This is a genomic window from Viridibacillus sp. NPDC096237, assembly GCF_050278625.1.
Taxonomy (GTDB): domain Bacteria; phylum Bacillota; class Bacilli; order Bacillales_A; family Planococcaceae; genus Viridibacillus.
On sequence record NZ_JBNNTI010000002.1, the window covers coordinates 110,478 to 137,175 of the forward strand.

Sequence of the window (26,698 nt, forward strand, 5' to 3'; positions counted from 1 at the left end):
AGTACTGATACTGCACTTTTACTGACACCATTTCTATCCGCGTAGTTCTAATTGGTAGTCTCCATGTTGGTAGGTCTCCTGGCTCGTGATCACAGCTTACCGCGCCTTCCCAAAGCGCTAGGCTTCAGTGACAGATTACGACTTGCTCACACTTACAGTGGCGGGACCGCGTCGGATTTCCACCGACTTCCCTTTTCTCTTTACATAATCTAAGTAAAGAACCAGCATGTATCACAATATACAATTTTTTATTACATCGTGTTCAATTATACAGAAAATTAAATACTTGTCCAAGTTGTTTCAAATAGGGGTGGTAGAATTATGAGAACTACCTACTTGAAGTTTTCTATTATTTTCGTTTTTATTATTTATTTTAAAAGTAAAAATGAATTGAATGATTTTAGCTATTTTATCCTTAATTTGAGCAATTTCATTTCATTTTTCTCCTTAATCTGTCTTTATTTAATCAAAAAGACTATTCTTCACTGAAATAGTGAGGAATAGTCTAATTTGTAAGCGTCCATTAAACCCTACAGCAATTTCTGCAGAAGAAGATAGATGGGGCTCCTTCAGTAATTACATTTTTTCAGGTGCTGATACGCCAATTAGTTTTAGTGCATTGGCGATTGTTGTACGAACTGCTGTGATTAGAGCTAAACGAGCTGCTGAGCGCTCTTTGTTGTCAGCATCTAATACTTTTTCAGCATTGTAGAAGCTGTGGAAAGTTGCTGCTAGTTCTTGAATGTAGTTAGTAATACGGTGTGGTGTACGATTCTTTGCAGCATCCGCAACAACTTGTGGGAAGTCCCCTACTTTTTTCAAGACATCAATTTCTTTCTCTGCATTAAGAAGATTTAAATGTTCTTCAGAAGCAGCTAAACCTTGTTCTTTTGCTTGGCGTAAAATTGAAGAAATACGAGCATGTGCATATTGTGCATAGTATACAGGGTTTTCGTTTGATTGCTTAACAGCTAAGTCAAGGTCAAAGTCCATATGAGAATCACCAGCACGCATTGCAAAGTTGTAACGAACTGCGTCTAAACCTACTTCTTCAACAAGCTCACGTAAAGTAACCGCGTTACCTGTACGTTTACTCATTTTCACTTTTTCGCCGTCTTTCATTAAGTTCACCATTTGGATGATCTCAACTTCTAACGTATCTCGATCATACCCAAGTGCTTCGATTGCAGCTTTCATACGCGGGATATAACCATGGTGGTCAGCTCCCCAGATGTTGATTAGCTTAGTAAAACCACGTTGGATTTTATCTTCATGGTACGAAATATCAGGTGTTAAATATGTGTATGAGCCATCATTCTTTATAAGTACTCGATCTTTGTCATCACCAAATGTAGTAGAGCGGAACCAAGTAGCGCCTTCTTCTTCAAATACATGACCATTTGCACGTAATTTTTCTAGAGCAGTTTCAACTTTACCTGATTTATAAAGTGATGTCTCAGAATACCAAACGTCAAAGTCTACACGGAAGTTTGCTAAATCATTTTGTAATTTACCAAGTTCCAATTTCAAACCATGTTCACGGAAAAATTCAAAGCGGTCTTCATCTGGTTTACTTAGGATAGAGTCACCAAACTCAGTAGCTAGTTTACCTGCGATATCAATAATATCTTGTCCATGATAACCATCTTCAGGCATAGTAGCTTCTAAGCCTAAAGATTGTTTGTAGCGCGCTTCTAAAGATGCTGCTAAGTTATTGATTTGATTCCCCGCATCATTGATGTAGTATTCACGTGAGACATCATATCCTGCAAAATCTAAAACGTTACATAGTGAATCTCCTACAGATGCTCCTCGTGCATGTCCTAAATGAAGGTCACCAGTTGGGTTAGCTGATACAAATTCCACTTGTACTTTTTCATTGGCACCAGCCTGTGAACGCCCATATTCTGTACCTTGTGCTAAAACAGTTGTGATAACTTCTGCTAGGTAGTCTTTACGTAGCACAATATTCATAAAACCAGGACCTGCGATGTCGATTTTCTCGATAGCAGTACCTGTTGTATCAAGATTTTCAATAATGGCTTCAGCGATCGTACGAGGTGGCTTTTTCGCTAATTTTGTAAGTTGCATAGCAATATTAGTTGCATAATCGCCATTCGCCTTATCCTTTGGTGTTTCTAAGTGTACGTTCAGTGTTGATGTATCTTCTAAAAGACCTGCTTTAGTTACTGCTGCAAGAAGCGCTTCTTTAATCGCATGTTGCACTTGTTCTACTGCGTTCATTATTTTCCCTCCGAGTAATTAATTTCTAAAGTATAATCGCCTACTGATTGTCCACCAACGATTAGATCATAGTTTAAATAGAATCGTCCGCTCATTTTACTTTCATGCGGTTCGAATTGCATCTCCTTCGTATACGTCACGATTGGTAATGCACCGTATTCACTATCATAATGACCGTTTTGTTCATGATTAAGTAAAAATGGCATACGCATTTTCACATCACCATTTCGTAGAATAACGGCCTCATTATTACCGAATTTTAAAGTTGAACGAATATGTTTATCTTCTTGAACTTCTTCATATTGTAAGTACGTTTGGTCCCTTTTTTGAACTATCGTACCTTCTGACCAAAGCTCATAAGTTTCAGCTTCTCCTTCAGATTGTCGAATTGTCGTTTTTAACTTTAATTTTACGGGTGCTTTAAGTTCACTAGTCATACTTATGGGCCTCCGTTTCATTCTTAATATAACCTTCTTATTATAGGTTAGATTCGCTTGTTTTTTCAAGGTGCAAGTAAATTTTGGAGGTATCTTTAAAACTTAACGATACAACTAACTTTTGTCGTTTTCTAGGGGAAACGCAATTTTTTTCATTTTCCTTGCAAAATTGAATGTTATAATGGAGGGATAAAATGGTAGGAGAGAATCTAAATGCTGCTCGAATTAGTCATTAATTTTTCGATATTATTTACTTTTGTTATCTTTTCATATTGGTTATACGAGTCATTACAACCTTATCAAGCTAGCTTCTCTGAGCTACAGCCATGGATTGTCGGGCTTGTAGCTGGACTTACAGGTTTACTTTTGATGGGTACGGCTGTACATTACCAAAATAATATTATTAGTGATGGTCGTTTTGTTAGTATCTTACTCAGTGGATTAATAGGAGGGCCTATTGCTATTGCAATTTCCTCTCTCATCATTGGGATTTTCCGAATTTATGTGTTTGGTCTGTCAGAGACTTCTATTCTTTCAGGATTAAATATATTAACAATTGGTTGTGTTATCACATTAATTTCAATAAAAAAACCAATTACTTTCCGCAATGTGAATTTCTATTTTACTTATATCGTAGTCCAAGTTTGCATTATCTTCTTTATTCTTTCAGATACTTGGACACATGGCTTACAAAATGTAATTGAAACTGCATTGTTTTATTTTATCTCATTTTACATAACTTTACTTGTGTTGAAATCAATTCGAAATCAATTTGATCGTATGCGTGAAACTGAAAAAATGGCAGAAACAGATTATTTAACTGGGCTACCAAATAACCGGCGTTTCCAGCAAATAATAGATGATTTACTCTCTAATAATGATCCTTTTTCATTAATATTAATTGATATTGACTCTTTTAAAAAAGTTAATAAAACGTATGGTCATCCTGTTGGCGATGAAATCTTACAACAAATTGGTACTCAATTAAAAGATTTCGTAAAACCGATTGATGCAGAGGCAGCTAGGATTAGTGGTGAGGAATTTTATATAGTTTGCAAAGACGCTCCTCCTGCATATGGCATACATTATGCAAATTTAATTCGATCACAAATCGCTAAAACACCGCTCGTTGTGTCTACCGGTCATGTGATATCGATTACAGTATCCGTCGGTATTTGCTCTTATCCTGATAATGGTAAAACATCAAAAGATCTCGCTTTTTCAGCAGATAAAGCAATTATGCAAGCAATAGCAAGAGGTACAAATCAAATTGTTCATGTTAATCAATTGAATAGTTAATGTTTTTTTAACGCTCTGAAAATATTCCACTTTCTTAGCGTTTTTTGTTGCCATCAATAATTACCATATTCATCCTTTTTATTTTTTTTCGCCCGTTTATTTTACATAAAATCATCACATACTATCGCTAAATTGGTGGAACGGAGCTGTTCATATGAAACGAGCAGACTATTGGCGAAAAAGAAGGGTGAATAAACGCTGGAAACGTACTCTTATGTGGGGTGTCGTGGGCATTTCAGCCGTTTTAACAGTTTTGCTGTCACTCAGAATATATGCGCAAATTGCTGGTGCGCCTTCTCTCGCTGTTCCGAAGGCAACCGTTTTTTTAGATGCTGATGGGCACCGAGCTGGCGATAAATTCTCACAAGAACGCCGTTATTGGGTAAGCTTAGATGAAATTTCTCCTTTTGTTTCAAAAGCACTTATTGCAACAGAAGACAAAAATTTCTATTCACATAACGGTTTTGATTTTACCCGTATTGCAGGCGCATTATTAAAAGATGTTAAGGCAATGCGCAAAGTTGAAGGAGCAAGTACCATTACGCAGCAATACGCTCGTAATTTATACTTATCACATGAGAAAACATGGTTAAGGAAAGCGAATGAAGCACTATATGCATACCGACTTGAAGTCTTTTATGATAAGGATAAGATTTTGGAAGGCTATTTAAATACAGTATATTACGGGCATGGTATGTACGGTATCGAAGCTGCAAGTAGATTTTATTTCGGAAAATCGGCGAAAGATTTAACACTATCTGAAGCTGCTTTGTTGGTCGGAATTCCAAAAGGACCAGGCATTTATTCCCCTGTAGTAGATAAAGAAAAATCAATAGGTCGTCAACAATTGATCTTAAGTTTAATGACGAACCAAAATGTCATTTCAGAAGAACAATCAGAGCGTGCGAAGAAGGAGCCCCTTGATTTTAAATTTGAGGAATGGGAAAATTCGAAGTCGCTTGCACCATACTTTTTAGATACAGCTTGGCAGGAAGCAAAAGATATCTTAACGGAGAAAGGTCGTCGCTTTGAAGAAGGTGGTTGGGTAATCAAAACAACATTAAATACTTACCATCAAAAAGCTGCTGAGGAAGCTGTTGAAAAAGCTTTACCGAACGATGAGCTAGAAGTTGGCTTTGTTAGTATGGATCCATCAACTGGTTATATTACTGCGTTGGTTGGAGGGCGACATTATTTAGCAAGTACATTCAATCGGGTAACACAAGCAAAAAGGCAACCAGGATCCGCTATTAAGCCATTTTTGTACAGTGCAGCATTAGAGAAAGGTTACACTCCATTAACGTTTATGGATACTAGTCCTACTATTTTCACTTATGACGATGGACGTTCAAAATACGAACCTAAAAATGTAAACGGTCAATTTGCTAATCATCCAATGTCATTGGCACAAGCAATTGCCATTTCGGATAATATTTACGCAGTTAAGACATTTGAAACTATCGGCTATAAAGCATTTAGTAATGTACTGAATCGATTTAATATCCAAGGTAAATTACAAAATTCACCGGCAGTAGCTCTTGGTACTTCTGAAGTAAGCTTAATGAATTTGACTTCTGCCTATAACACTTTAGCTGCAAAGGGCGTTCAAAAGAAACCGACAACAATTATTTCGATTACAGATGCACATGGTAAAGTAATTTATAAAGCGGAAAAGAAACAGAAAAAGAAACAAATAATTAATCCAGATGATGCGTTTTTAATCACTCAATTGATGACAGGCATGTTCGATCCCGTCTTTAATGATTACGCACCTGCAACTGGTATATCAATTCGTAACAAACAAACAAGACCTTATGCAGCAAAATCCGGTACAACTTTAACCGATCAAATGATGGTTGGTTTTACCCCTTCTTTAACTGCTGGTGTATGGAACGGTTATGATAAAGGAAAACAGATGACAAGCCCCGAAGATTCACGAGCTACAAAGCAAATTTGGATTGACTTTATGGAAAAAGCACATGAAGGATTACCAAGTGAGCCATTTATAGCACCAGATAATATTGAAGGTGTAATTGTCGATGTAAAAACAGGCGGTCTCGCAACATCAACTTGTGATCGACAACGACTTGTTTATATGAAAAAGAAGGATATTCCGAAAAAATTATGTACTGACCCAAGTATTGTCAGTGATTTAACGAAAAAAGATGAAACGTCTTGGCACCTGTTCCCTTTTTCACTATTTGAATAAATAAAAAAGCTTCATCTTCTAAGGAGTCCGTTATCCTTAGCAAGATGAAGCTTTTTGGTTCCTCGAAAACGTGAGTTACATGGGGCATCCGGCTTGGGTTTGTCAAAATGCCGCATGTCACTCATAGAAATCGGTTACCTAGTGTCCTAGCTTACTTTCGCAAGTTGTAGTTAAAGTGTACTGCCTTTCAAGGACAGTTTCAACCACGGATTGAAACCGCTTAATAAATGTCACACTTTGTTCAATCATTTTCAAAATTTTAGAAGTCTAATTCTTTACGCAATTGCTCTGAACTTAGAGACCACATTTTCTCGTTAAAGCCGTGTAAAAACTCGCCTAATACTTGTTTTGACTCAGTATCCATATGCTCTACGATGATATGACGTTTCATAGATTTATCCATTTTATTGACATGGTCTGCTAAAATTTTATAACCGCGGCGTTTTTCTCTATTGACAATCATTTCACAAGCTGTTATACCTGCAAAATACGCTCCGCCTTCTTTATGATCAATTGTCACCCATACTAGCCAATATGGTTTGCCACCTTCTGAATCTTCTCGATTAGTTGTAAATTTAATACCTCTTTCAACATCACTACGTGCGTGCATAGCCCCTACTTCTACTGTGGCTTTTTTTTCTTCAATATCAATGATAACTGGTGATACGTTCTCAAGTGTTAAAGAACCTACACCAAACCCTTTATGTCCGTCTGTTGGATCGTTTTTAATAATCGTAAATCCTAATTTTTGTTTTGGTTTTTCTTCATTAGTCATTCGCATAATCCCTCCGTTCTGTTATTATAACGAATATACACTATATTTTAAATGAGGAGGACTCTTTATGCCTATAGTAACAATCAAAATGATCGAAGGTCGCACTGACGAACAAAAACGTAATTTGGTTGAGAAAGTAACAGCTGCAATTTCTGAAACCGTAGACGCACCAAAAGAAAATATTTCAATTATTATTGAAGATATGCAAAAATCTCATTTCGCTGTTGGTGGCGTACGTAAAAGCGACATTTAATTATATATATGCAAAACCGGCTGTCCCTTTAAGGGATGGCTTTTTTATTGACTATGTTGAAACCGATTGTTGATATTTGACTATAAATCTAAAATCGATTCTAATATAAGAACTGATTTCCAATGAAATTCTTGACCCTAAAAACACTGATAGCTATTCTTGTTCTCATTTTCAACTAAAGAAATAGTACGTTTCGGTCTATCGATGGTTACGGAGATATAGATGTTTATGAAGAATATACAATTGTTTGGAAAAACTCTGCTAAATCTAAAAGAGATTTAACACAGCGAAACAATGAAAATAAGAAATGCAGAAACAGGTAATGGTTCAACTCTATTTTGATGAGCTCGAGGAAATAGGCTTGCTTCTATGGAAATAGAACCAAGATTTATTTTTATTTCAGTGTAAATGGACATTGAAATCTAACGGAGCCTATGTAAAAAAATCCCCACTTGGAGGATTTTCTTACTGGATTGAAGCTGTTGCAAGTTGCGCTATAAATTCGAAGGCATCTGTCATCTCTTCTTCTGTGAAGTTTAACTTCCCTTTTACAACATGTACCTTTTCAATTTGCTCTTCTTTTGTGAGTTCATCAAAATATAGTAGTGTTGAAACGAGCTCTAGAAAACGTGCACTTCTATCATTCATCATATGAATTACTTTTGGTAACTTATCATGTTGCTTTCCTAGCATTGTTGAAAAACTTGTCCCTTCAGCAGTTACCGCATAGCGATATTGCACATATGATCCTTTATCTTCTTTTTCTTCTGATAAAAAACCCATGTTACAAAGCTCTTCAACGCGTAATGTAAGCTCTTCTGAGTAAGGACCATATATATGAAATTGGTATTTTTCTTGGAATGGAAATTGCATTTTCTTTGCGATATAGACCATCTTTTGTAATTTTTTTCGACCAGTGACTTGACCTGCTAATGACACAAATTGTACGACTTTTGCGTGTTCTTCTAGCACATTTAAATCTCCTTCCGGAAGGTTATTAACCTTTTAATATATCTAAAATTTGTTTTCTTAGTATTTTTTTCTTACCATTCTCAAGTAAAATATCTTCTGGAAAATATAATTTATGATCCGTTCTGCGTTTTCCGGATATAGCATCTACGACGTCCGATGATCTTGATAATTCACGAATTTCCTCATTCGGCATTAATAGATGAATCGGTAACCTCTCCTCTTCTTCACCTGGACGATAAAAATCATATGGTAAATCTGAAGATGAATCTAAAACTAAATAGTACTGAGGGTCAATATTGGCTTTTCGGAATAGATTCTCTAGTTCACGTAGTTTTTGATAATCTTTTGCAGGGTCAATTTCCACATAATTAAACAATTTACGGTTCACAAAGCGTCTGCTTAAATCACTTAAAATAGGATCCGTCTCACGTATCCACAGTTGGAAATATGTCAGTAAAATACTTTCATCTAATGCCAAATAATCTTCAAGTTCAATATTTCCGTCAAAAAACGCTTGGAAATGCGTTGGCTCATGTAAGAATGAATAGCCTTTTTCACTTAGCGCTTTCGCACGATGTAAAATTTTCGTCAAAATTACTTCCGCACTTCGGGATACAGGATGGAAATAAACCTGCCAATACATTTGATAACGACTCATAATATAGTCTTCTACCGCATGCATTCCACTTGATTTGATGACCACTTGATCCTCACGTGGACGCATCACGCGCAATATACGTTCCATATCAAAGTGACCATAACTTACACCTGTATAATAAGCATCACGTTGTAAATAATCCATTCGGTCAGCATCAATTTGGCTTGAAATCATACTGACAACTTGTTTATTTTCATACGTTTTCGCAATAACATTCGATACTTTTAATGGGAAATTAGCTGCAACGCGACTTAGTACTTGATTGACTTCGGTATCGCCCATAATAATATGACGTGTAAATTCCTCATGATCTAAGTCAAAAACATGTTCAAAAGCATGTGAAAAAGGTCCATGTCCTAAATCATGCAATAATGCAGCACAAAGAACGACAAGCCGTTCACTTTCATCCCATTCTGGTCTACCCTTGAACACGTCATCGACCATCCGGCGGACAATTTCATAAACACCGAGCGAGTGATTAAATCGACTATGCTCTGCACCGTGGAACACTAAATAAGTCGTACCTAGTTGCTTAATACGGCGTAATCTTTGAAATTCTCTTGTACCAATTAAATCCCAAATCACTTGATCTCGCACATGTACATAGCGATGGACTGGGTCCTTAAATACTTTTTCTTCCTCTAACTTTGCTGTCGCGTAACTCATAAGGCACCCCGCTTTCGCTCTTTGTATTTATTAATTGAAGTTTTATTGCGAATTATAAAAAAAAATTACACTAGTTCTATCTACAATAATTGATGATCATCCAACTTCGTAACAATCATCTACTCAAGTTATCAAAACATAGCATAATTACTTAAAAACAAAAAATTCTTAACGAATTAACCATTCTACTACAACTATATTTACAAGTATAAATGAAAAAACCACCTTTCGGAAAGGCGGCTAAAGTCTGACTTCAAGCTAGGGATTTAGTAAGTTTATGAACTAAATTCTGCACTAATCAGCCTACATTTTATTACTCTTATTACAAAAATGACTGTCATATCAACATACTAATCGTCTGTTATAGTCGATTCTGTGATTTTAGTTTGGCACGTACTTTTTCCATTAATTCCTCTTCTGTTAAAGCAGCACAAGGACGATTATTTACGAATGCGAATGTTTTCTTTCGTCCAGGACCACAATATGACTGACATGCGATATCGACTGAAGCATTAGCATCGATTTCTTTTAATTTCGGGATTAATGTTTTTAAATTAACGGCCTGACATTCATCGCAAACTCGGAATTCGTTTGCCATCTGTCTACAACCCTTTCTATATTTGAATCTAAAGTCTAACAGTCATTGTATCGTATTTATAGCGGTTCCTTCAAGTTTATAATATGCCATTACCTCATAGCATTCTCTTTTCTTTTCGCTACAAAAGCATTCACAACAACACCTAGCATAATATTTTGCAAGTTTGTGAATAAAAAATAGAGAAAGTGACCACGCTAAGACTATCAACATTATAGGAGGTTACAAAATGGTAAAAATAAGACAAGATGCTTGGTTAAAAGAAAACGATGAATTATTAGCAGAAGCAGTTATTCGTCACGTCAAAGAAGGGAGTACACAGTTAAATGCCTTTGAAGAGGCTGGAGATGCCTTAAATCGTACCGCAGCTGCATGTGGATTTCGTTGGAATGCTGTTGTTCGCAAAATCTATGAAAATGAATTAGCAGATGCTAAAAAAGAACGTAAGGAACGTATGCGTGTATTCGGCCAAACTGTACGTCGTCGAAACACAGGAATCTATGTGCTACCTACTAGTGGTAATACTGATAGTAACGGTGCTCCTGAGCAACAACGTTCCATCCCGTTATCTTCACTTTCACTGGATGTAGTGATAGCTTACTTAATGCGCTTACAACATATTGGTAGTGGCAATGATTCTGAGGCAACAAGATGGCGCCATTTAGCGAATGTGGCTAATGAAAAAGTATCTCGCTTAGAAGCTGAGCTTAATAAGCTAGAGAAGGAGAATCGCCACATGCGCAAAGATTACGAGCAATTTGCTCAAATTATGAATCGCGCACGCCGTATGATTACACTAGATGAAGAGGAAGAGCATATCGCTCCCGTTTTCACAATGGAGCGCAACGGAAATTTAGTTGTAAAAGAACCACCTATGAATTAATAAGAGTGATGTAGAGATAGTGTTACTCTAAGAATTTCACTACCACTCTTCTACTTCCTAATATCATTTATTATCAATCTAATACTAAAACCCGACCCGCTTGCGAGTCGGGTTTATTATTTTTCTCTGTCATTTACTTAGCATCTTTTTATTACGTTCGAAAACACGATTCAAATAAAAACTATAAAGCTCCATCTCTTCTTGTTGTAATGAGCTAATTTGTAGTTCATCACTGAGTTCCATTAATAATTTTTGTAAATCTATAACTGTTTGTTGAACAGTCAATTTTTCATCTAATAACTCTGATAGGGAAGCCATAACTTCTGGACGTACTTGTGGATAATCAAATTTCGTTTGCTCACCCTGCAAACCTTTTTCATAGAAATCTCTTATTAAACTAGCACGCTCTGATCCACTGCCTTCTATGCATAAATAGATTTGAACTGCGATACCTTGGCGCAATCTGCGTTGTGAAATACCCGCGAATTTCTTTCCACCTATACTTAAATCATAGGAGCCTGGGCAATACGAACCAACAATTTCATATGCTTCTACCCGTTCTGCCGCTTTTGGAAATAATGTTTTGATGAGTTCGACCATCACATCATAGCCTGTATTAATATCGATATGTGAATGTCGTTCAGACAGTACAATGGAAATATTTAATACACCTGGATCTAACACAACTGCAAGTCCACCTGAGTTACGAACAATTGGTGAGAAGCCTTTTGCCCTTAAATAGTCCATGCCATCTACAATATGTGGTAAGCGATGGTCTTGAATGCCGAGTACGACTGAGCGGTCATGTACCCATGTGCGAACTGTTGTTGGTGACATGTCTTGGCCAACTAAATGGCATAAGGTATCATCAGCAGCGAATGATTCTAATGGTGAGTGTCCAATACCACTCACGGATTGGTCCCAAAATCGCCATAATTTTTGCTGTAGGTATGCTAACATTTTTTTAATCTCCCGGACTTTAATGGTTTTCTTCACTAGCATACACGAATCAGTCAAATTTCTCATGTCAAATTCATGACTTTCAAGCAATAGAGCGACTTATATTTCTATTTTATGCTAAACTAATTTGGAATGATTCTCACTTAAAGGAGTGTCCATAATAATGATCGAAGCAGCACAAACATTAGATGGTTGGTACGTATTACATGATTTCCGTTCAATCGACTGGGCTTCTTGGAAACTAGTTTCTGAAGAAGAACGTCAAGCAGCGGTTGAAGAGTTCATCAAATATCTAGAAAAAATTAACGAAGCTGACATTGCAAAAACAGGCAGTCATGCTTTCTACTCAATCGTTGGTCAAAAAGCAGATTTCGTGCTTATGACATTACGCGAAACAATGGAAGAATTACAAGAGCTTGAAACAGAATTTAATAAATTAGCAATTGCTGATTTCACAATTCCTTCTTTTTCATACGTTTCAGTAGTTGAACTTTCAAACTACCTTGCTGGAAAAGACTCTGACGAAGATCCGTATCAAAATCCACATGTACGCTCTCGCTTATATCCTGAATTACCTCGTTGGAAGCATATTTGCTTCTATCCAATGGATAAACGCCGTCAAAAAGGCGCTAACTGGTACATGTTACCAATGGATGAGCGTAAAGAATTAATGCGCAGTCACGGTTTAATTGGCCGTAGCTATGCAGGTAAAGTTAAACAAATCATTTCAGGTTCTGTCGGTTTTGACGATCATGAATGGGGCGTTACTCTATTTGCTGAAGATGTATTACAATTCAAAAAACTAATATATGAAATGCGCTTTGATGAAGTAAGTGCTCGCTATGCAGAGTTCGGCGCATTCTTCGTTGGTAATATTTTAGATAACGAAAAATTAGTGAAACTGCTAACTGTTTAATCAACTTCACCCTAAAGAAAGCTCTTTATTTTAAAGTGCTTCAGTATGTCGACAAAAGGCATTCAGAATGCTCACATCCTGAATGTCTTTTGTTATTTTTATATATTTTGGTTATTTAAGGTCCGCTTTTATAGATAACATACTCTTTGAGTGTTAACTTGTAGGCCATTTTTTGACTTTGCCAAGTCCCCTTGGCGAGTTTTTTTAAATTCATAACAGCAAAAGTAAGCATCTCCTACATGGACACTTTTTTAGGCCTTTGAAGATTATCCACCGCATCCTCAATTTTCCTCATAAGATGTTCTTGAAGTACTAGCGGATACAAAGCAATTATTTCAATTTAATCTCTTTCAGCATTTATGTTTATATTACATGTGCAGTTGATTGGAGCGCAGGTGGCGACTCCTGCGGGAAAAGCGGGACAGTCCAAGACCCTGCAGGAGCGTAGCGACGAAGCGGCTTGGCACTCCGCCTGCGGAAAGCGTCCATCGCAACGGCCTTATCTATTTATACAAATTAAAAAGACTGTAGATAAACTCAAATTTCTTCGAGTTTATCTACAGTCTGAATCTCTTTATTTTAAAGATCTTTTTAACTCTTAACTGTCTTTACACCTGTTGATATTAGATGTATACTTCATAAAAGCCCAACATTTGGAGGATGCTATGAAAGATTGGACATTATTTGAGAAGATATGGCTAACAAGCTTTACACTTATTAATATTTATTTATTTTTTGCTTGGGATGATACTCTTTTAGGATTAATCAGCTCTATTACAGGAATGCTTTGTGTTGTGTTAGTAGCTAAAGGAAAATTGTCAAACTACTATTTTGGTATGATTCAGACATCAACATATGCTTATATTTCTTATACATACGGATTATATGGCGAGGCCATGTTAAACGGACTTTTTTACTTCCCCATTCAGTTTATTGGGCTTTATATGTGGAGTAGACATAAGGTAAAAGAAGGTGCTATTGGCGAAGACGTTGAAGTAAAACGTTTAACGACAAAGGGCTGGATTACGGTAATTACCATTAGTATCGTAGCCTCTCTAGTTTACGCAGAAGTATTATCACTAATAAACGCACAACAGGTTCGCATTGACTCCATGGCTGTAGTGTTATCAATTATTGCACAGTTCTTGATGATTAAACGTTATGCTGAGCAGTGGATCATGTGGATCGTTGTTAACGCTTTGTCTGTTGTTCTGTGGATTGTTACATTAACACAATCAGGTGGTAATGACTGGAGTATGCTCGTCATGTGGATTGCTTTCCTATTCAACTCAATTTTCGGCTATTATAACTGGATCAAAATGTCTAAAGGCCAACCGTAGAACGAATAGAAACAGCAAACTCTTAAAATGGAGAGTTTGCTGTTTTTGCGTTTTTTTAAACATATGATTTTATTCGGAAAACATCTTATGCATATCGAACATTAAATTCCGCTAATTTCTCTATAATTTGTTGTTCAACATTTACATCATTTGTAATAGCTTCATCAGAATAAGGTGCAAGAATCTCATGGTACCCTATCATAACAGCATGATGAGCATGCTCGAACATAGAGATATCATTGGTATCATTACCAAATGCAATATAACTCCCTTTAGATATACAGAGCTGCTGTAAGGCACTCCATTTATGAATACCTGTTGGGCTAATATCCAATATCCCTTCATCTCTATGTAAGTGAATGATGACATCCAGTTGTTTCAGCTCTTCATGAAGGGCTTCCATATTACAGGAGGTTAAAATAAGCATTTTAATGATTGAGTTTAGTTTTTCAAGCGGCTTCTTTTCTGCTAAATTATGAGGATTCAGGTTATTTAGAATTGGATGATCTGCAGGACCTGTATAAGCATAATCCCAGTCGCCATCAATTAGATAGGTAACATGGTATTTTTCTAGTAACGCTTTTAGTTTCACTAATATTGTTGGGCTAAATCGAGCTACTTGTTTAATATTCCCATTCTGACATATAAGTGAGCCGTTTCCTCCTATCATTTTATAACCGTGAAACCTTTTATGAAGTACCGGCAATAAGTCACGAATCGGGCGTGCGGATGCAAAAATGACTTCATGTCCACTGGCTGTAAGTTGTTCTAAGCTTCGTAGTATGGGTTCTGTGACTGGTTGGCCTTTAAAGCAAATCGTACCATCCAAATCGAAAACAAAATGCATGTATGACACTTCTTTCTATGAGGCTTCGTGAGTTTTATCCTCTTATTATTTGACTGCGACAATTTTGCCGCCTGTGAGCTGTAAGAGTTCATCTGCAGTTAGCTGGAACACAGCTTTTGGATGACCCGCAGCTGCCCAAATTGTATCATATTGGAAAAGATCTTCGTCAATTAAAGTGAAAATTTCTGATGCATGTCCAAAGGGCGCTACTCCTCCTATGACAAATCCTGTATGTTCACGAACAAATTCTGCATCGGCTTTACCTAGCTTGTCTTCTACAACTTCGGCAATATACTTCTCATTTATACGATTAATACCACTTGCAACAACTAAAAGTGGAGCATTAGTATTTTTCATGCAAAAAATGATTGATTTTGCAATTTGCGCAACCGTGCAACCGATAGCGTCTGCAGCTTCTTGGGCTGTGCGCGCACTGTCAGGTAACTCTACTACCTGATTATTAAAACCTAGTGATTGCAATTTTGTCTGAATAGCAAGTGCACTTTCTTTCATAAAATACAACTCCCTAAATAGATATTTTTTTTATTATACACGAAGAGGCGGTCTTATTTTCATAAAATTGCATATATTTTAATGAGGAGGTTTTGCGATGCCTGTCATAAAATCGACTGATGCGCAACTAGAGTTGCTAGCAAGGTTGATGCGAGCCGAGGCAGAAGGTGATGGTGAACTTGGTATGCTGATGGTTGGCAATGTTGGTGTAAACCGGGTACTTGCTAGCTGTCTCGACTTTAATGATATTCGAACAATTGAGCAAATGGTTTATCAAAGACCAGGTGGATTTGAAGCAACACAGAAAGGGTATTTTTATCAACGGGCACGCGAACAAGATAAACGTTTGGCGCGTAGAGTAATTAACGGCGAAAGATTTCATCCAGCAACACGCTCGCTATGGTTTTTCATGCCTGAGGGTGGTTGTCCTGCTCAATGGTATGGTCAATGGAATACGGGACGCTTTAAGTCGCATTGCTTCTTCTCTCCAAGTGAAAGTGATTGTCCGCAAATTTAACTGTTAGAAAGGATGAATGAATGGTCCAGTATTATTGGACACCTAGCTATCAACAGATGACTCCTCCCCAAGTGACAATTCCGAGTGGTAGACCACCGGGTGGTCTACCACGTGAGGAATCTTATATTGAAAATATTTTACGACTAAATCGTGGGAAGCCGGGGAATTTTCACTTTTCGTTTGAACATAAAGTAAATGGTGGCGAAAATACGCTTACTGTACGCGGTGTCGTGGAGGCAGCTGGGCGTGATCATGTCATTATAAGTGATCTCAGAACGAAGCACCGTTTTCTCTTCCCGATGATTTACTTTGATTATGCAGAATTTGATGAGGAATTGGCTTATTTTAATCAATCTCGGTAAATAGTAAAACCCTTCCTTAGATTGGAAGGGTTTTGTTTTTTTATTCACTAAATGAGTGTTGTTGTAACGCTTGTTTAAAGGCTATTGGGTCATCAAGACGAATAGCGACACGTGAATATTGCTTTTTAAAACCTAATAACAAAGAAGCTGTACATGGTCTTTTCAATTCTAAAATAATATGGGGGTATACTGCTTCAAAATCTCTTGCAACAAATTCAATCGTTGTCTTAGTATTAAGCTTTTTCTCGAGTTCTTCTTGATCTGTTGTGATTGACTTAATGTCATCTAACGAAAGTTCCATCTGCTTTACTAGTCCTAACGATAAGTATAATTTCTGCCCTTTCAGACGTACTGGATTCAAACGTACTGCCTGTATATCTCCAAGAAAAAAAACAACACTATAAACGTTTAATATGAGTAAGATAATGGATAAGATTATTGATTTTTCGTGAAGCCACCAATGGATACCGATTGTTTCGATCACAACCCCGTGAATAAGCATAATTTGAAAGGCGAGTAGACTAGATTTTTTGTGTAAAGTAAAGCTGTTAGGTGTGATTGGAATAGGCTTTTTCCATGAAGCAAAAGCATAATAAAACATAAGTAAATCTGAGATAATCATCTGCACGATTCGTTGCTTCGATACCTTTTTTTGAACCGCCTTTGGAAAGGCAAATAATAAACCTTCATCATAGGTTCGCACTTCACGAATAATGGCTGGCATTAGGATAAAGAGTAATGCAATTAAACTAAGCTCAAGCAAAACTATGGAACCTTCTATGGCAAAACCTACATAAGAAAAACCTACATATGGTGCAAGATGCTGGGCTGGAATTAATAGCTTTGCGAAAATTAATCCACCTGCCATTAGCATTATGAAACGTTTAATCGAAAATTTGTTTTTTCGATTGATTGCAATGATTAATAACGGTGCAACAATTGCTAAACCAAAAAGACTTCCTAGAATAACGCCTTTTGTTTCCTCTGACAAAATAATTTCCGACAATGGCGTTCGATATAATGCAAAGTTCGTCGTTAAAACAAGTAAAAGTAACGCCATCCAAATATAACTTTTCAAATCTCGTTGACTTGCTACCATTTCATCACCCCATCTTCATTATTTCACAAAAAAGCATTAGGTATTTTTAATAAAGAATCAACCTTTACCAAAAAAAACCATCTGATAAATTAACAAGTAGGATTTCTTTCAAAATTAAACATGTTTAAGCGTTGCTAGAATAACCATTACCCAAGCAGCTAAGAATAGGACTCCACCAATTGGTGTAATAGCCCCTAAAACGCCAACACCGCTTAAGCATAGAACGTATAAGCTACCTGCAAAAAATACAATTCCTGCAAGCATTAAATATCCTGCACGTGAAAGTTGAGTAACAGGTCCGATTAATGAAGAGCTCATTAAAATACCAATCGCGATTAATCCTAAAGCATGGAACATTTGATATTGAACAGCTGTATCCCATACGGCTGCATAATGATCGGATAATTTCCCTTTAAGTGCATGCGCCCCAAATGCGCCCAATGCCACTGCAAGGAATGCGTTCACCGCACCTGAAATAATAAAAAATCTCATCTTCTTTTGACACTTCCTTTTCTAAAAATCAAAAATCGAGTCACCATTTGCATCCACTTCATGAAGCTTGTTTGTAGTAACGGAAGCCGGTATCTGCGTCTGAGCCATCTGTTGTGGCAGTTGCGTATTTCGTGCTTGAACTACTTGAATATCTTGCATACCATGTTGTCTCGATGGTGTTGTTGCAACCCCTGGAGATTTAGTTAGTACTACATCGCATAATGCGCGAACAGCAGAAAGTGCTTCACGAATCTCCTGCTCGTTTTGAGCATGCTTTGCCTGCAATAAATGTTTATCAATTTCAGCAACAATTATTTCATTCGAAATCATTTGATGTTTCCCCCTTGTTTCGGCTCAAATTTCAAACACTCAAGACCCGATGACTTTTTTACGATTATTGAAGGCAGCTCTTTACTTTTGAATTGGTATGCTCGGCATCCTCTAGGACTCCGTTGGTCCCAAGTAACATAAAAATGCCTACATTTAAAACAACTCTCTTGCATGACGCTCCCCCTCTTCATACTTCACTTTACCATGATTATAAAAAACCATAAAGTGACGGGTTTTTGACTTTAATGCTAAAGTGGTCTGTTTAGTGGAGGAATTCCGTTGGGAGATTTGATTGTTGCGCTAACTGTGGTGATTGTTGCACTAACTCGGCTCATTGTTGCTCTAACTGCGATGATTGTTGCACTAACTCCACCCATTGTTATTTAGCAGAATATTCACGTCTTAAAAACTCCGATTCCCCACTTTTAAGGTCCATTGGGACATACGTAATTGACCTGCAGATCCCACACCAATATCATTTAGGCTCTCGGCCAAAGGAGAAAAGCCGTTGGGAGATTTGATTGTTGCGCTAACTATGGTGATTGTTGCACTAACTCCACCCATTGTTATTTAGCAGAATATTCACGTCCTAAAAACTCTGATTCCCCACTTTTAAGGTCCATTGGGACATACGTAATTGACCTGCAGATCCCACACCAATATCATTTAGGCTCTCGGCCAAAGGAGAAAAGCCGTTGGAAGATTTGATTGTTGCGCTAACTGTGGTGATTGTTGCGCTAACTCGGCTCATTGTTACTCTAACTGCGATGATTGTTGCACTAACTCCACCCATTGTTATTTAGCAGAATATTCACGTCCTAAAAACTCCGATTTCCCACTTTTAAGGTCCATTGGGACATACGTAATTGACCTGCAGATCCCACACCAATATCATTTAGGCTCTCGGCCAAAGGAGAAAAGCCGTTGGGAGATTTGATTGTTGCGCTAACTGTGGTGATTGTTGCACTAACTCGGCTCATTGTTGCTCTAACTGCGATGATTGTTGCACTAACTCCACCCATTGTTATTTAGCAGAATATTCACGTCCTAAAAACTCCGATTTCCCACATTTACACGCCATAAATCCCAAACAAAAACCGTTCTCTACAATAAGAACGGTTTTTGATATCGTTATTTCGTTAAATCAAAATCTATTGGAGATACTCCCCACTCTCGGAGCTGTGTATTGATTTTAGAATATGGTTTACTGCCGAAAAAGCCTCGATATGAACTAAGCGGACTTGGGTGAGGTGCTTCGATAATTGCATGGCGACTTGTATCAATCAGTCGTTTTTTTTGTTGTGCAGGTTTTCCCCAAAGGACGAAGATGATCGGTTGTTTACGGTCTGACAGCTTTTGAATAACCTTATCTGTAAACCGCTCCCAACCTTTCTTTTTATGAGAATGAGCTTGTCCTTCTCGAACCGTTAAGACGGTGTTTAACAAAAGTACGCCTTGCTCTACCCATTTTGTTAATGTCCCGTCCTCTGGAATCGGAAGGTCCAAATCCGATTGCATTTCCTTCAGCATATTTTGCAAGCTTGGTGGGTGCTTAACACCTTGTTTCACAGAAAAGCTCAATCCGTGTGCTTGACCTGCTCCATGATAAGGGTCTTGACCCAATATAACAACCTTCACATTTTCGTATGTTATATAACGAAAAGCATTCCAGAGCTCCTCTTTAGAAGGATAAATTGTTTGTGTGTCATATTCTTCTTTCAAAAATTCCTGAAGCTGCAAAAAATATGCCTGATCAAATTCAGTGCTGAGTACTTGCTGCCAATCATTGTCGAAAACTTGCTTTGTCATCTATTCTACTCCTTAAATTTAACTGTCACTTCATATCCAACAAGTGCGAACATATCGGCAACAGAACTCTGTGCATTACTTTTTGCTGTTTTTATAACTCCTTGAGTGGATGCTTCCTCAATCATTAGTTTTTTTGCTTCTTTTGCCAGTTCATATGCTTCGCTAATATCTGCTTTTTCTCGGAACAGACCTTCACTTGAAAAAACTTGAACATGATCAAAGTCTATTTCCGGTTCTCCTAGGATCTTTACACTTGGCAATGTTATCGTAGCTGTTTTCTTCTCTTCATTTAATTTTATATCTTTTTCAGAAATCTTCGAAAAGTCTACTCCTGCTTTAACACCACCAGGGATAACAACTAATAATTCTCTTTTAGTTCCTGGCAAATTTAAACCAATCTCTTTACCGAAAAGTTTATTGTCAGAGCGCTCAATCATAACCTTTGTATACGCCTCTGCTGTTGTTAGCTCATTTAAATTTTGAATGCGTTCCATGATTGAACCTTTATTTTCTGTGAACGTACTGCCTTTGATGATATTCATAGTTGCAATCGGAATGATAAATAATAGTGCGAGTACAATAATTATTGCCCATACATACCATTGCATAAAGAACTTCCGCATAAATATATTCCGCAAAAAGCCTTTCTTTCTATCTTTCCTATAGTAAAGAGGCTCTGAAGAATCAAGAATCGTGGCAGATTGTTCTTCTGACTTTAATTCTTTTAACATCTTCTCAAGCTCTCGTATTTTCTTGTTTGAAGTCATCTTAATCCCTCTCTTCAATTATTCTAAAAAGGAGTTTACTATTCCTGAAATCCATTTTCGACATTATTCTACTATGTTCACTCCTATTATAAGAGTTTCTGTTCTATTAATACAGTCCATTGAATTTGGTTTTTAACGGCAATTTTATGTAAAATAATTTTAAAGTAAGTATAATGGGATGGAGTTGGAGAAATGGCTGATTTGCAATGGCGAGAAAAGGTGAAAAGAATTACGAATGTGGCTGAAAGTGGGCAACATGTGCCGGAGCAGGCAAAAATATTTGGCATGGGTTGTTTCTATATATTTTTTGCTTTTATTATTTTAATTTTTCTTTTTCTATTAATTGGATTTATTCAAAAGGGACACTATATAGCAGCCTCAATAGTAGGATTAATTTGTTCAGGTGGGATTGTTATCATTCGAAGAATTATAAATGCAGATCGATTACCTTAATAAAAATCCAAACTGACCTTATCAAAAAGTTAGTTTTTGACCATTTTATTCTAGCCAGTTGTTTCGTTATAATAGGACTATAGAATCGCATTTTTTATATTCCGAAAGTTTAATAAAATAAGTTTTCATTAAAAGGAGTCTTTATCAATGTCACTAAAAAAAACACTAACAATAGCCGGCACAGATGCTTCTGGTGGTGCAGGTTTACAAGCTGATTTAAAAACATTCCAAGAGCATGGCACATACGGTATGTGTGCAGTGACTGTTGTTGCTACAATGGATCCAGATAATAACTGGTCTCATGGCGTATATACATTACCAATCGACGTTCTTAAAGCTCAATTAAAAACAACTCTTTCTACTGGCGTGGATGCAGTAAAAACAGGGATGATTTCTACTGAAGAAGCGATTCAAGTAGCTGGAGAGTCAATTGCAAACTCTGGTACAACGAATGTTGTAATCGATCCAGTAATGGTATGTAAAGGTGAAGATGAGGTATTAAATCCAGGTAACGTTGAAGCTATGATTAAATACCTTTTACCACAAGCACTTGTTACAACTCCAAACCTTTTTGAAGCTGGACAACTAGCTGGAACAGGTACACCAAAAACAATTGAAGAAATGAAAGTAGCAGCTCATAAAATTCATGAACTTGGCGCTAAAAACGTTATTATCAAAGGCGGTAAAGCGTTACAACATGAAAAAGCTGTAGACCTATTCTCAGATGGTGAAAAATTCATTTTGCTTGCAGCTGATAAAGTAGATACTACTTATAATCACGGTGCTGGTTGTACTTTCGCTGCTGCTGTAACAGCTAACCTAGCAAACGGTTTACCTGTTAAAGAAGCAGTGTTCGAAGCAAAAGCATTCGTTGCCGCTGCAATTGAACATGGTTGGAAATTAAACCAATTCGTTGGACCTGTTATGCATGGCGCAAAAGGTGTTTATGGTGTTCCGAACATCACTATTACTGAAGTTTAATATTAAATAATAGAACCTTCGCAATTTCACTTATTGCGGAGGTTTTTTTATGTATATTTTTTCATATTTAATCAACTTCTATAAATTTATGATAGGACAAGAGTTCTTTATGCAAAAAAAATCTTTTTAATTAAACGGCTTATTTAGTCGAGTGTAAGCGGCCAACTACAAATTGATTCTTTGATTATTTTTGTTATGGAAAAGAATAATTACTCCCCCCTCTTTAGTGTTAGCCTATAGAATTGCAAATTTTTTCGAAGTAGATATTAAGGAAATATTTTCATATGTAGGAGAGGAAGATAACAATGATTGATGTATTAGACAGATGGATGCTTGAAAGCGTAGTAAATTTTAATATTTTTGTAGGAATTACGACATTGATTTATATTGGTTCTTTGCTGGTTCTATTTTTTGTGAGAAAGAAGTTTGTTGGTAAACCAGACGAAAGAACAAATGCCATATATTTAAAAGTCATTTCTAGCTCTAAGGCTTCTGCAAAAACAGGCTATTTATCTTTTCCTTTTTAAAATTTTTAATACAGCGTTTCCTATTAAAACCGCTAATATAAAGATCCATACATAAAAGCTTAATTTATCAGGTAAAAATTTCAATACCCATATAGACAGCATAATCGTTGCAATCGTAAGGTAACTGATTTTTTCCTCATACTCAAATTTCTTTAAATTGCTAACGAGAATTATATAACCGATTGGAGGAGTTATTATACAAAAAAAATATAGCGGTCCTTTTTTTAAATACCACGGTAATTTATTTCGCAAAAATTTCCCTTCCTTCCTATTCATCTATCTAATCCTAGTTTAAATAATAACTTACCTTTACACAAAACTTATTCACTTACTTTATTTAAAATAAAAATATAATATCCACATGAAAATCGGAAATATAATACCTACAATATACCTAAAGATAAACACTAAGAAATATAGAGGTTCGAAATCTCTATTTCTAAAACATTTATATAGCACCAATTGGACTCAAAACACATTATCTGCTGTTGCAATTTGTTCCTCTGATAAACCTATATTTCTAGCTGTATTAGCATCAAATTTATAAATACCATTTTCATCTTCAATAATTGTTCATTTTATAATTTCTGATAATTCATTTAACTCTTTTTATTCTTGAATTGATAATTGATTTAACAAATTGTTTGATGATTCTTCTTGTAATTGATAAGAATCATCAGAAGTTTCTGCAGCTTTAGTACTTGAAATTGTAGGAAGAAATAATGTCATTAATAAGGCTGAACTACTAGCTACTAAAATGTTTTTTCATTTTCCTGTTTATTACGTTTCTCAAAAATCCGCCTTCTTCCCTTTAAGTTTTATACAAACTAAAGAAACAAGATCACTTTCTATATACGCTATTTTTCTAGGTAGCTTGTCCTCAAAAAATTAATTCTGACAAAGCTTATGAAGAAAATAGATTTTTTGAGCATACGAATCGCAATCGTAGAATTTTTTCTCTATACTAGAGAATAGATTGCTAGCTGTTGGAAGGAGAATTTAAATGGAAATAGTACAAATCGAAAAGCTTCAACAACTTCTTAATTCCTTTGCGAATAAAGATGTTTATATACATTTAGAGACGACCAACGGGGCTTATGCCTCTCATTTCAATGAAAAAGTATTCAACGCCGGTGCATTTATCCGTAACATTAAACTTCAATATGAATTGGGTAAAGTTACAGCAGGTGTTCCTCACCGCGTTGGCTTGAAAATGGCTCATGGTTGGGTTTATGCGCAAGGCATTACTCACTATGAAATAGATGAACAAAATCGCTTGTTAATGGCTGGACATGACTATGACGGCAAATTAGCAGTAGCACTTGAAATTAGCGAAACACCATTTACTTATTAATTAAGGAGTGATACAGATGACACTACAACCTGAACGACACGTACTTGTCGTATTCCCGCATCCTGATGATGAAGCATTTGGTGTTTCTGGCACCATTTCTACATATATCAATCAAGGTACACCTGTCACATATGCATGCTTAACACTTGGCGAAATGGGACGTAATCTTGGAAATCCCCCATTCGCGACACGTGAGACTTTACCTTTAGTCCGTAAAAAAGAATTGATAGCTTCATGTGAAGCAATGGGCGTTACAGATTTACGTATGATGGGATTACGCGATAAAACAGTAGAATTTGAAGATGACGAGAAAATGGTTCAAATGATGACTGACCTTATCGATGAGTTGAATCCATCGTTAATCATCACGTTCTATCCAAATTATGCTGTACACCCTGACCATGAAGCAACTGCTCGTGCTGTTGTACGTGCCGTACGTCGTATGCCTGTAGAAGAGCGTCCGAAGTTACATGCTGTAGCTTTTGCGAATAATACCGGTGAAGGTCTTGGTGATCCAGATATTGTCAACAATATTCGCGATGTACGTGAGCAAAAGCTTGGCTCAATGCGCGCTCATATTTCTCAAACAGCTTGGATGCTTGAGGAGAATGAAAAACGACTAGAAGCTGGTGAACCAGAAGCTGAGAACTGGTTAACTTATGAACGTTTCTTTAGCTACCGCTGGAATGAAGATTTTGAAGAACAATTTTAAAAGAATACTGACTCCCCCTAGTAATATTTTTTTAAAAGAATGCTAGGGATGTTTTGTTTTCTAGAGACCAATAAATGTATTCATGTTTATTATTGTCTGAAAATTATGTCTTTTACATAAACTATTTACATCTGAATGTAAACTCTTTATGATGAATAAATATTCAACTATAAAAATGAGGTATTTAATATAAAATGAAAAAATTCCCTATATCTACTTGGCTATTATTTATATTTCCGTCACTGATTGGCGTGTTCTTATTTATGACGCCACTTAAGACTGCTGATGGTTGGAAAGTTCCTATTGCGATTTTGGCGAATTTACTTGCCGGATCTTTGGTTTCATTCATTTCCTGGTTTACAGTTATCGTATTCTTCATCGCAGCATTAGGTTCGGTTGCTTATCACTTTATTCCGCAAAAGAACCCTGAAAAGCCAACAATGTTCGATGGTATTTTCCGTGTAAATTGGTTTTGGACAATAGCACGTGTTCTTGGTTTTGTTTTTGCATTTATGGTTGTACAAGACTTCGGTCCTAGCGCAATCCGTAATGAAAATACAGGTGGTCTGTTAATGAATCCAGACGGTGGTCTTGTGACTTTCCTATTCACGATTTTCTTATTTGCAGGCTTACTGCTTCCATTCTTAACTCAGTTCGGCTTACTTGAATTCTTCGGTACAATGATGGTTAAAATTATGCGACCATTATTCAAAATTCCGGGGCGTTCTTCAATTGATGCATTAGCTTCTTGGATTGGTGATGGTACAATTGGTGTCCTTTTAACTAATCGTCAATATGAAGAAGGCAATTATACGCAAAAGGAATCTGCAATTATCGCGACTTCTTTTTCAATTGTATCAATCACATTCTGTATCGTGGTAATTGATACAGTGCATTTAGGTGAGTATTTTATTCCATTTTACGGAGCGGTTGTTCTATGTGGCTTAATACTAGCCTTGATCATGCCCCGTATTTATCCCCTTTCTAAGAAAAAGGACACATATATCAATGGGAAACCACTTGATCTTGAACGCGAAAAATTACCAGAAGGCTATAATATGATTACACACGGTTTAGAAAATGCATTAAATACAGCTGAACGTAATCGTAATTTCAGTAAATTTTTCGTTGATGGTTTTAAAAACGTTTTAGATATGTGGTTCGGTGTTGCACCGATTGTTATGGCTTTTGGTACTGTAGCATTAATGCTTGCCGAATTTACTGGTATCTTCACGTTCTTAGGAAAACCATTTGAGCCAATTTTAACAATGCTTGGTTTACCTGAAGCTGCTGAAGCTGCACAAACTATAGTTGTAGGTTTTGCTGATATGTTCTTACCTACTATTCTTGGTTCTGGTATTGAATCAGACTTAACACGTTTTGTAATTGCGGGTGTTTCTGTTTCTCAGTTAATTTACATGTCAGAGGTTGGTGGCTTAATCCTTGGTACGAAAATTCCGCTTAACTTTTTTGAGTTAATCCTTATTTTCTTATTACGTACTTTAATTTCTTTACCAATTATCGCTGGTATCGGTCATTTAATTTTTTAATAAAAAAAGAAGGACAGTCTTATTTAAAAGGCTGTCCTTCTTTTTATTTATATAGTAAGCATATTATAAATTAAATAACTTGATAAACCTATTGTTTCTGTATTCTTATATAGGTTTCTTTTTAAGGAAATTAACTTTAATATAAGTTATTTTCTTTAAAATATACCATAAAAACAAA

General features: G+C 36.4%; 27 protein-coding genes, 2 pseudogenes and 1 riboswitch. Of the genes and pseudogenes, 15 read left to right on the top strand and 14 right to left on the bottom strand.

Annotated features, from left to right (window positions below):
* Positions 1-51 precede the first annotated feature (51 nt).
* A riboswitch (cobalamin riboswitch) is annotated at positions 52-241 on the bottom strand.
* Positions 242-576: 335 nt separating this feature from the next.
* Both argS and ACQKMD_RS03400 read right to left on the bottom strand, forming a co-directional pair.
* Positions 577-2,244, bottom strand: a complete 1,668-nt coding sequence (gene argS / locus ACQKMD_RS03395) for an arginine--tRNA ligase (RefSeq protein WP_427749479.1) — start codon at positions 2,242-2,244, stop codon at positions 577-579.
* Positions 2,244-2,681, bottom strand: a complete 438-nt coding sequence (locus ACQKMD_RS03400) for a DUF1934 domain-containing protein (RefSeq protein WP_427749481.1) — start codon at positions 2,679-2,681, stop codon at positions 2,244-2,246. Before ACQKMD_RS03400 ends, argS begins: the two co-directional genes overlap by 1 nt.
* Before the next feature lie 213 nt (positions 2,682-2,894).
* Between ACQKMD_RS03400 and ACQKMD_RS03405 the strand changes: the two genes are divergently transcribed.
* Positions 2,895-3,980, top strand: a complete 1,086-nt coding sequence (locus ACQKMD_RS03405) for a diguanylate cyclase (protein ID WP_427749483.1) — start codon at positions 2,895-2,897, stop codon at positions 3,978-3,980.
* 154 nt (positions 3,981-4,134) lie between these two features.
* On the top strand, positions 4,135-6,189 hold the full coding sequence (locus ACQKMD_RS03410; RefSeq protein WP_427749484.1) for a transglycosylase domain-containing protein: 2,055 nt from the start codon (positions 4,135-4,137) through the stop codon (positions 6,187-6,189).
* Positions 6,190-6,448: 259 nt separating this feature from the next.
* Here ACQKMD_RS03410 and ACQKMD_RS03415 read toward each other — a convergent pair whose 3' ends face one another.
* The gene (locus ACQKMD_RS03415; protein WP_427749486.1) at positions 6,449-6,964 is read right to left on the bottom strand and encodes a YwhD family protein; all 516 of its coding nucleotides are present in this window, start codon (positions 6,962-6,964) and stop codon (positions 6,449-6,451) included.
* Between the two features lie 67 nt (positions 6,965-7,031).
* Here ACQKMD_RS03415 and ACQKMD_RS03420 point away from each other — a divergent pair, with 67 nt between their 5' ends.
* Positions 7,032-7,217, top strand: a complete 186-nt coding sequence (locus tag ACQKMD_RS03420; RefSeq protein ID WP_427749488.1) for a 2-hydroxymuconate tautomerase — start codon at positions 7,032-7,034, stop codon at positions 7,215-7,217.
* Between the two features lie 465 nt (positions 7,218-7,682).
* Here ACQKMD_RS03420 and ACQKMD_RS03425 read toward each other — a convergent pair whose 3' ends face one another.
* The 3 genes from ACQKMD_RS03425 to ACQKMD_RS03435 all read right to left on the bottom strand — a co-directional run bounded on the left by ACQKMD_RS03425 (position 7,683) and on the right by ACQKMD_RS03435 (position 10,111).
* Positions 7,683-8,189: a YwgA family protein gene (locus ACQKMD_RS03425; RefSeq protein ID WP_427749489.1), complete on the bottom strand. Its 507-nt coding sequence runs from the start codon at positions 8,187-8,189 to the stop codon at positions 7,683-7,685.
* 25 nt (positions 8,190-8,214) lie between these two features.
* Positions 8,215-9,513, bottom strand: a complete 1,299-nt coding sequence (locus ACQKMD_RS03430) for an HD domain-containing protein (protein ID WP_427749491.1) — start codon at positions 9,511-9,513, stop codon at positions 8,215-8,217.
* A gap of 361 nt (positions 9,514-9,874) precedes the next feature.
* Complete coding sequence (locus ACQKMD_RS03435; protein WP_427749493.1) at positions 9,875-10,111, bottom strand: DUF1450 domain-containing protein; 237 nt, start codon at positions 10,109-10,111, stop codon at positions 9,875-9,877.
* A gap of 226 nt (positions 10,112-10,337) precedes the next feature.
* Between ACQKMD_RS03435 and ACQKMD_RS03440 the strand changes: the two genes are divergently transcribed.
* Positions 10,338-10,991 (top strand): RsfA family transcriptional regulator, encoded by a 654-nt coding sequence (locus ACQKMD_RS03440; protein WP_427749494.1) that lies wholly within the window; start codon positions 10,338-10,340, stop codon positions 10,989-10,991.
* A gap of 129 nt (positions 10,992-11,120) precedes the next feature.
* Here ACQKMD_RS03440 and ACQKMD_RS03445 read toward each other — a convergent pair whose 3' ends face one another.
* Positions 11,121-11,951, bottom strand: a complete 831-nt coding sequence (locus ACQKMD_RS03445) for a lipoate--protein ligase family protein (protein ID WP_427749496.1) — start codon at positions 11,949-11,951, stop codon at positions 11,121-11,123.
* Positions 11,952-12,114: 163 nt separating this feature from the next.
* Here ACQKMD_RS03445 and hemQ point away from each other — a divergent pair, with 163 nt between their 5' ends.
* A complete protein-coding gene (hemQ, locus tag ACQKMD_RS03450; RefSeq protein ID WP_427749498.1) occupies positions 12,115-12,867 on the top strand; it encodes a hydrogen peroxide-dependent heme synthase in 753 nt (250 codons plus the stop codon).
* A 665-nt stretch (positions 12,868-13,532) separates the two neighbouring features.
* On the top strand, positions 13,533-14,207 hold the full coding sequence (gene pnuC / locus ACQKMD_RS03455; protein WP_427749500.1) for a nicotinamide riboside transporter PnuC: 675 nt from the start codon (positions 13,533-13,535) through the stop codon (positions 14,205-14,207).
* A gap of 85 nt (positions 14,208-14,292) precedes the next feature.
* Here pnuC and ACQKMD_RS03460 read toward each other — a convergent pair whose 3' ends face one another.
* A complete protein-coding gene (locus ACQKMD_RS03460; RefSeq protein ID WP_427749501.1) occupies positions 14,293-15,054 on the bottom strand; it encodes an HAD-IIB family hydrolase in 762 nt (253 codons plus the stop codon).
* Positions 15,055-15,099: 45 nt separating this feature from the next.
* Positions 15,100-15,567 carry a YbaK/EbsC family protein gene (locus tag ACQKMD_RS03465; protein WP_427749503.1) on the bottom strand — a complete coding sequence of 156 codons (468 nt, stop codon included), beginning with the start codon at positions 15,565-15,567 and terminating at the stop codon, positions 15,100-15,102.
* Positions 15,568-15,664: 97 nt separating this feature from the next.
* Between ACQKMD_RS03465 and ACQKMD_RS03470 the strand changes: the two genes are divergently transcribed.
* On the top strand, positions 15,665-16,084 hold the full coding sequence (locus tag ACQKMD_RS03470; RefSeq protein ID WP_427749505.1) for a cell wall hydrolase: 420 nt from the start codon (positions 15,665-15,667) through the stop codon (positions 16,082-16,084).
* A 20-nt stretch (positions 16,085-16,104) separates the two neighbouring features.
* Positions 16,105-16,446: a spore coat protein GerQ gene (gene gerQ, locus ACQKMD_RS03475; RefSeq protein ID WP_427749507.1), complete on the top strand. Its 342-nt coding sequence runs from the start codon at positions 16,105-16,107 to the stop codon at positions 16,444-16,446.
* 40 nt (positions 16,447-16,486) lie between these two features.
* Here gerQ and ACQKMD_RS03480 read toward each other — a convergent pair whose 3' ends face one another.
* From ACQKMD_RS03480 to ACQKMD_RS03500, 5 genes are all read right to left on the bottom strand, one after another.
* Positions 16,487-17,545, bottom strand: a complete 1,059-nt coding sequence (locus tag ACQKMD_RS03480; protein WP_427749509.1) for a beta-carotene 15,15'-monooxygenase — start codon at positions 17,543-17,545, stop codon at positions 16,487-16,489.
* A 114-nt stretch (positions 17,546-17,659) separates the two neighbouring features.
* The gene (locus ACQKMD_RS03485) at positions 17,660-18,037 is read right to left on the bottom strand and encodes a DUF423 domain-containing protein (protein WP_427749510.1); all 378 of its coding nucleotides are present in this window, start codon (positions 18,035-18,037) and stop codon (positions 17,660-17,662) included.
* Positions 18,038-18,058: 21 nt separating this feature from the next.
* Positions 18,059-18,367 carry a YwdI family protein gene (locus tag ACQKMD_RS03490; protein WP_427749512.1) on the bottom strand — a complete coding sequence of 103 codons (309 nt, stop codon included), beginning with the start codon at positions 18,365-18,367 and terminating at the stop codon, positions 18,059-18,061.
* Between the two features lie 1,131 nt (positions 18,368-19,498).
* A complete protein-coding gene (locus ACQKMD_RS03495) occupies positions 19,499-20,176 on the bottom strand; it encodes a uracil-DNA glycosylase (RefSeq protein ID WP_427749514.1) in 678 nt (225 codons plus the stop codon).
* A 5-nt stretch (positions 20,177-20,181) separates the two neighbouring features.
* On the bottom strand, positions 20,182-20,943 hold the full coding sequence (locus ACQKMD_RS03500; protein WP_427749515.1) for a DUF4230 domain-containing protein: 762 nt from the start codon (positions 20,941-20,943) through the stop codon (positions 20,182-20,184).
* A 192-nt stretch (positions 20,944-21,135) separates the two neighbouring features.
* Between ACQKMD_RS03500 and ACQKMD_RS03505 the strand changes: the two genes are divergently transcribed.
* From ACQKMD_RS03505 to ACQKMD_RS03535, 7 genes and pseudogenes are all read left to right on the top strand, one after another.
* Positions 21,136-21,396: a hypothetical protein gene (locus ACQKMD_RS03505; RefSeq protein WP_427749517.1), complete on the top strand. Its 261-nt coding sequence runs from the start codon at positions 21,136-21,138 to the stop codon at positions 21,394-21,396.
* A gap of 147 nt (positions 21,397-21,543) precedes the next feature.
* Positions 21,544-22,377, top strand: coding sequence for a bifunctional hydroxymethylpyrimidine kinase/phosphomethylpyrimidine kinase (gene thiD, locus ACQKMD_RS03510; protein ID WP_427749519.1), 834 nt, complete (start codon positions 21,544-21,546; stop codon positions 22,375-22,377).
* Positions 22,378-22,563: 186 nt separating this feature from the next.
* Positions 22,564-22,690 (top strand): annotated as a pseudogene (locus tag ACQKMD_RS03515) (helix-turn-helix transcriptional regulator); the annotation flags it as partial.
* Positions 22,683-22,856 (top strand): annotated as a pseudogene (locus ACQKMD_RS03520) (6-aminohexanoate hydrolase); the annotation flags it as partial. The pseudogenes ACQKMD_RS03515 and ACQKMD_RS03520, both read left to right, overlap by 8 nt.
* 1,051 nt (positions 22,857-23,907) lie before the next feature.
* The gene (locus ACQKMD_RS03525) at positions 23,908-24,258 is read left to right on the top strand and encodes a YojF family protein (protein WP_427749521.1); all 351 of its coding nucleotides are present in this window, start codon (positions 23,908-23,910) and stop codon (positions 24,256-24,258) included.
* 16 nt (positions 24,259-24,274) lie between these two features.
* Entirely contained in the window at positions 24,275-24,970 is a 696-nt protein-coding gene (bshB2, locus tag ACQKMD_RS03530; RefSeq protein WP_427749522.1) for a bacillithiol biosynthesis deacetylase BshB2, read from the top strand.
* Positions 24,971-25,164: 194 nt separating this feature from the next.
* Positions 25,165-26,520, top strand: a complete 1,356-nt coding sequence (locus ACQKMD_RS03535) for a YjiH family protein (RefSeq protein ID WP_427749524.1) — start codon at positions 25,165-25,167, stop codon at positions 26,518-26,520.
* Positions 26,521-26,698: the final 178 nt, after the last annotated feature.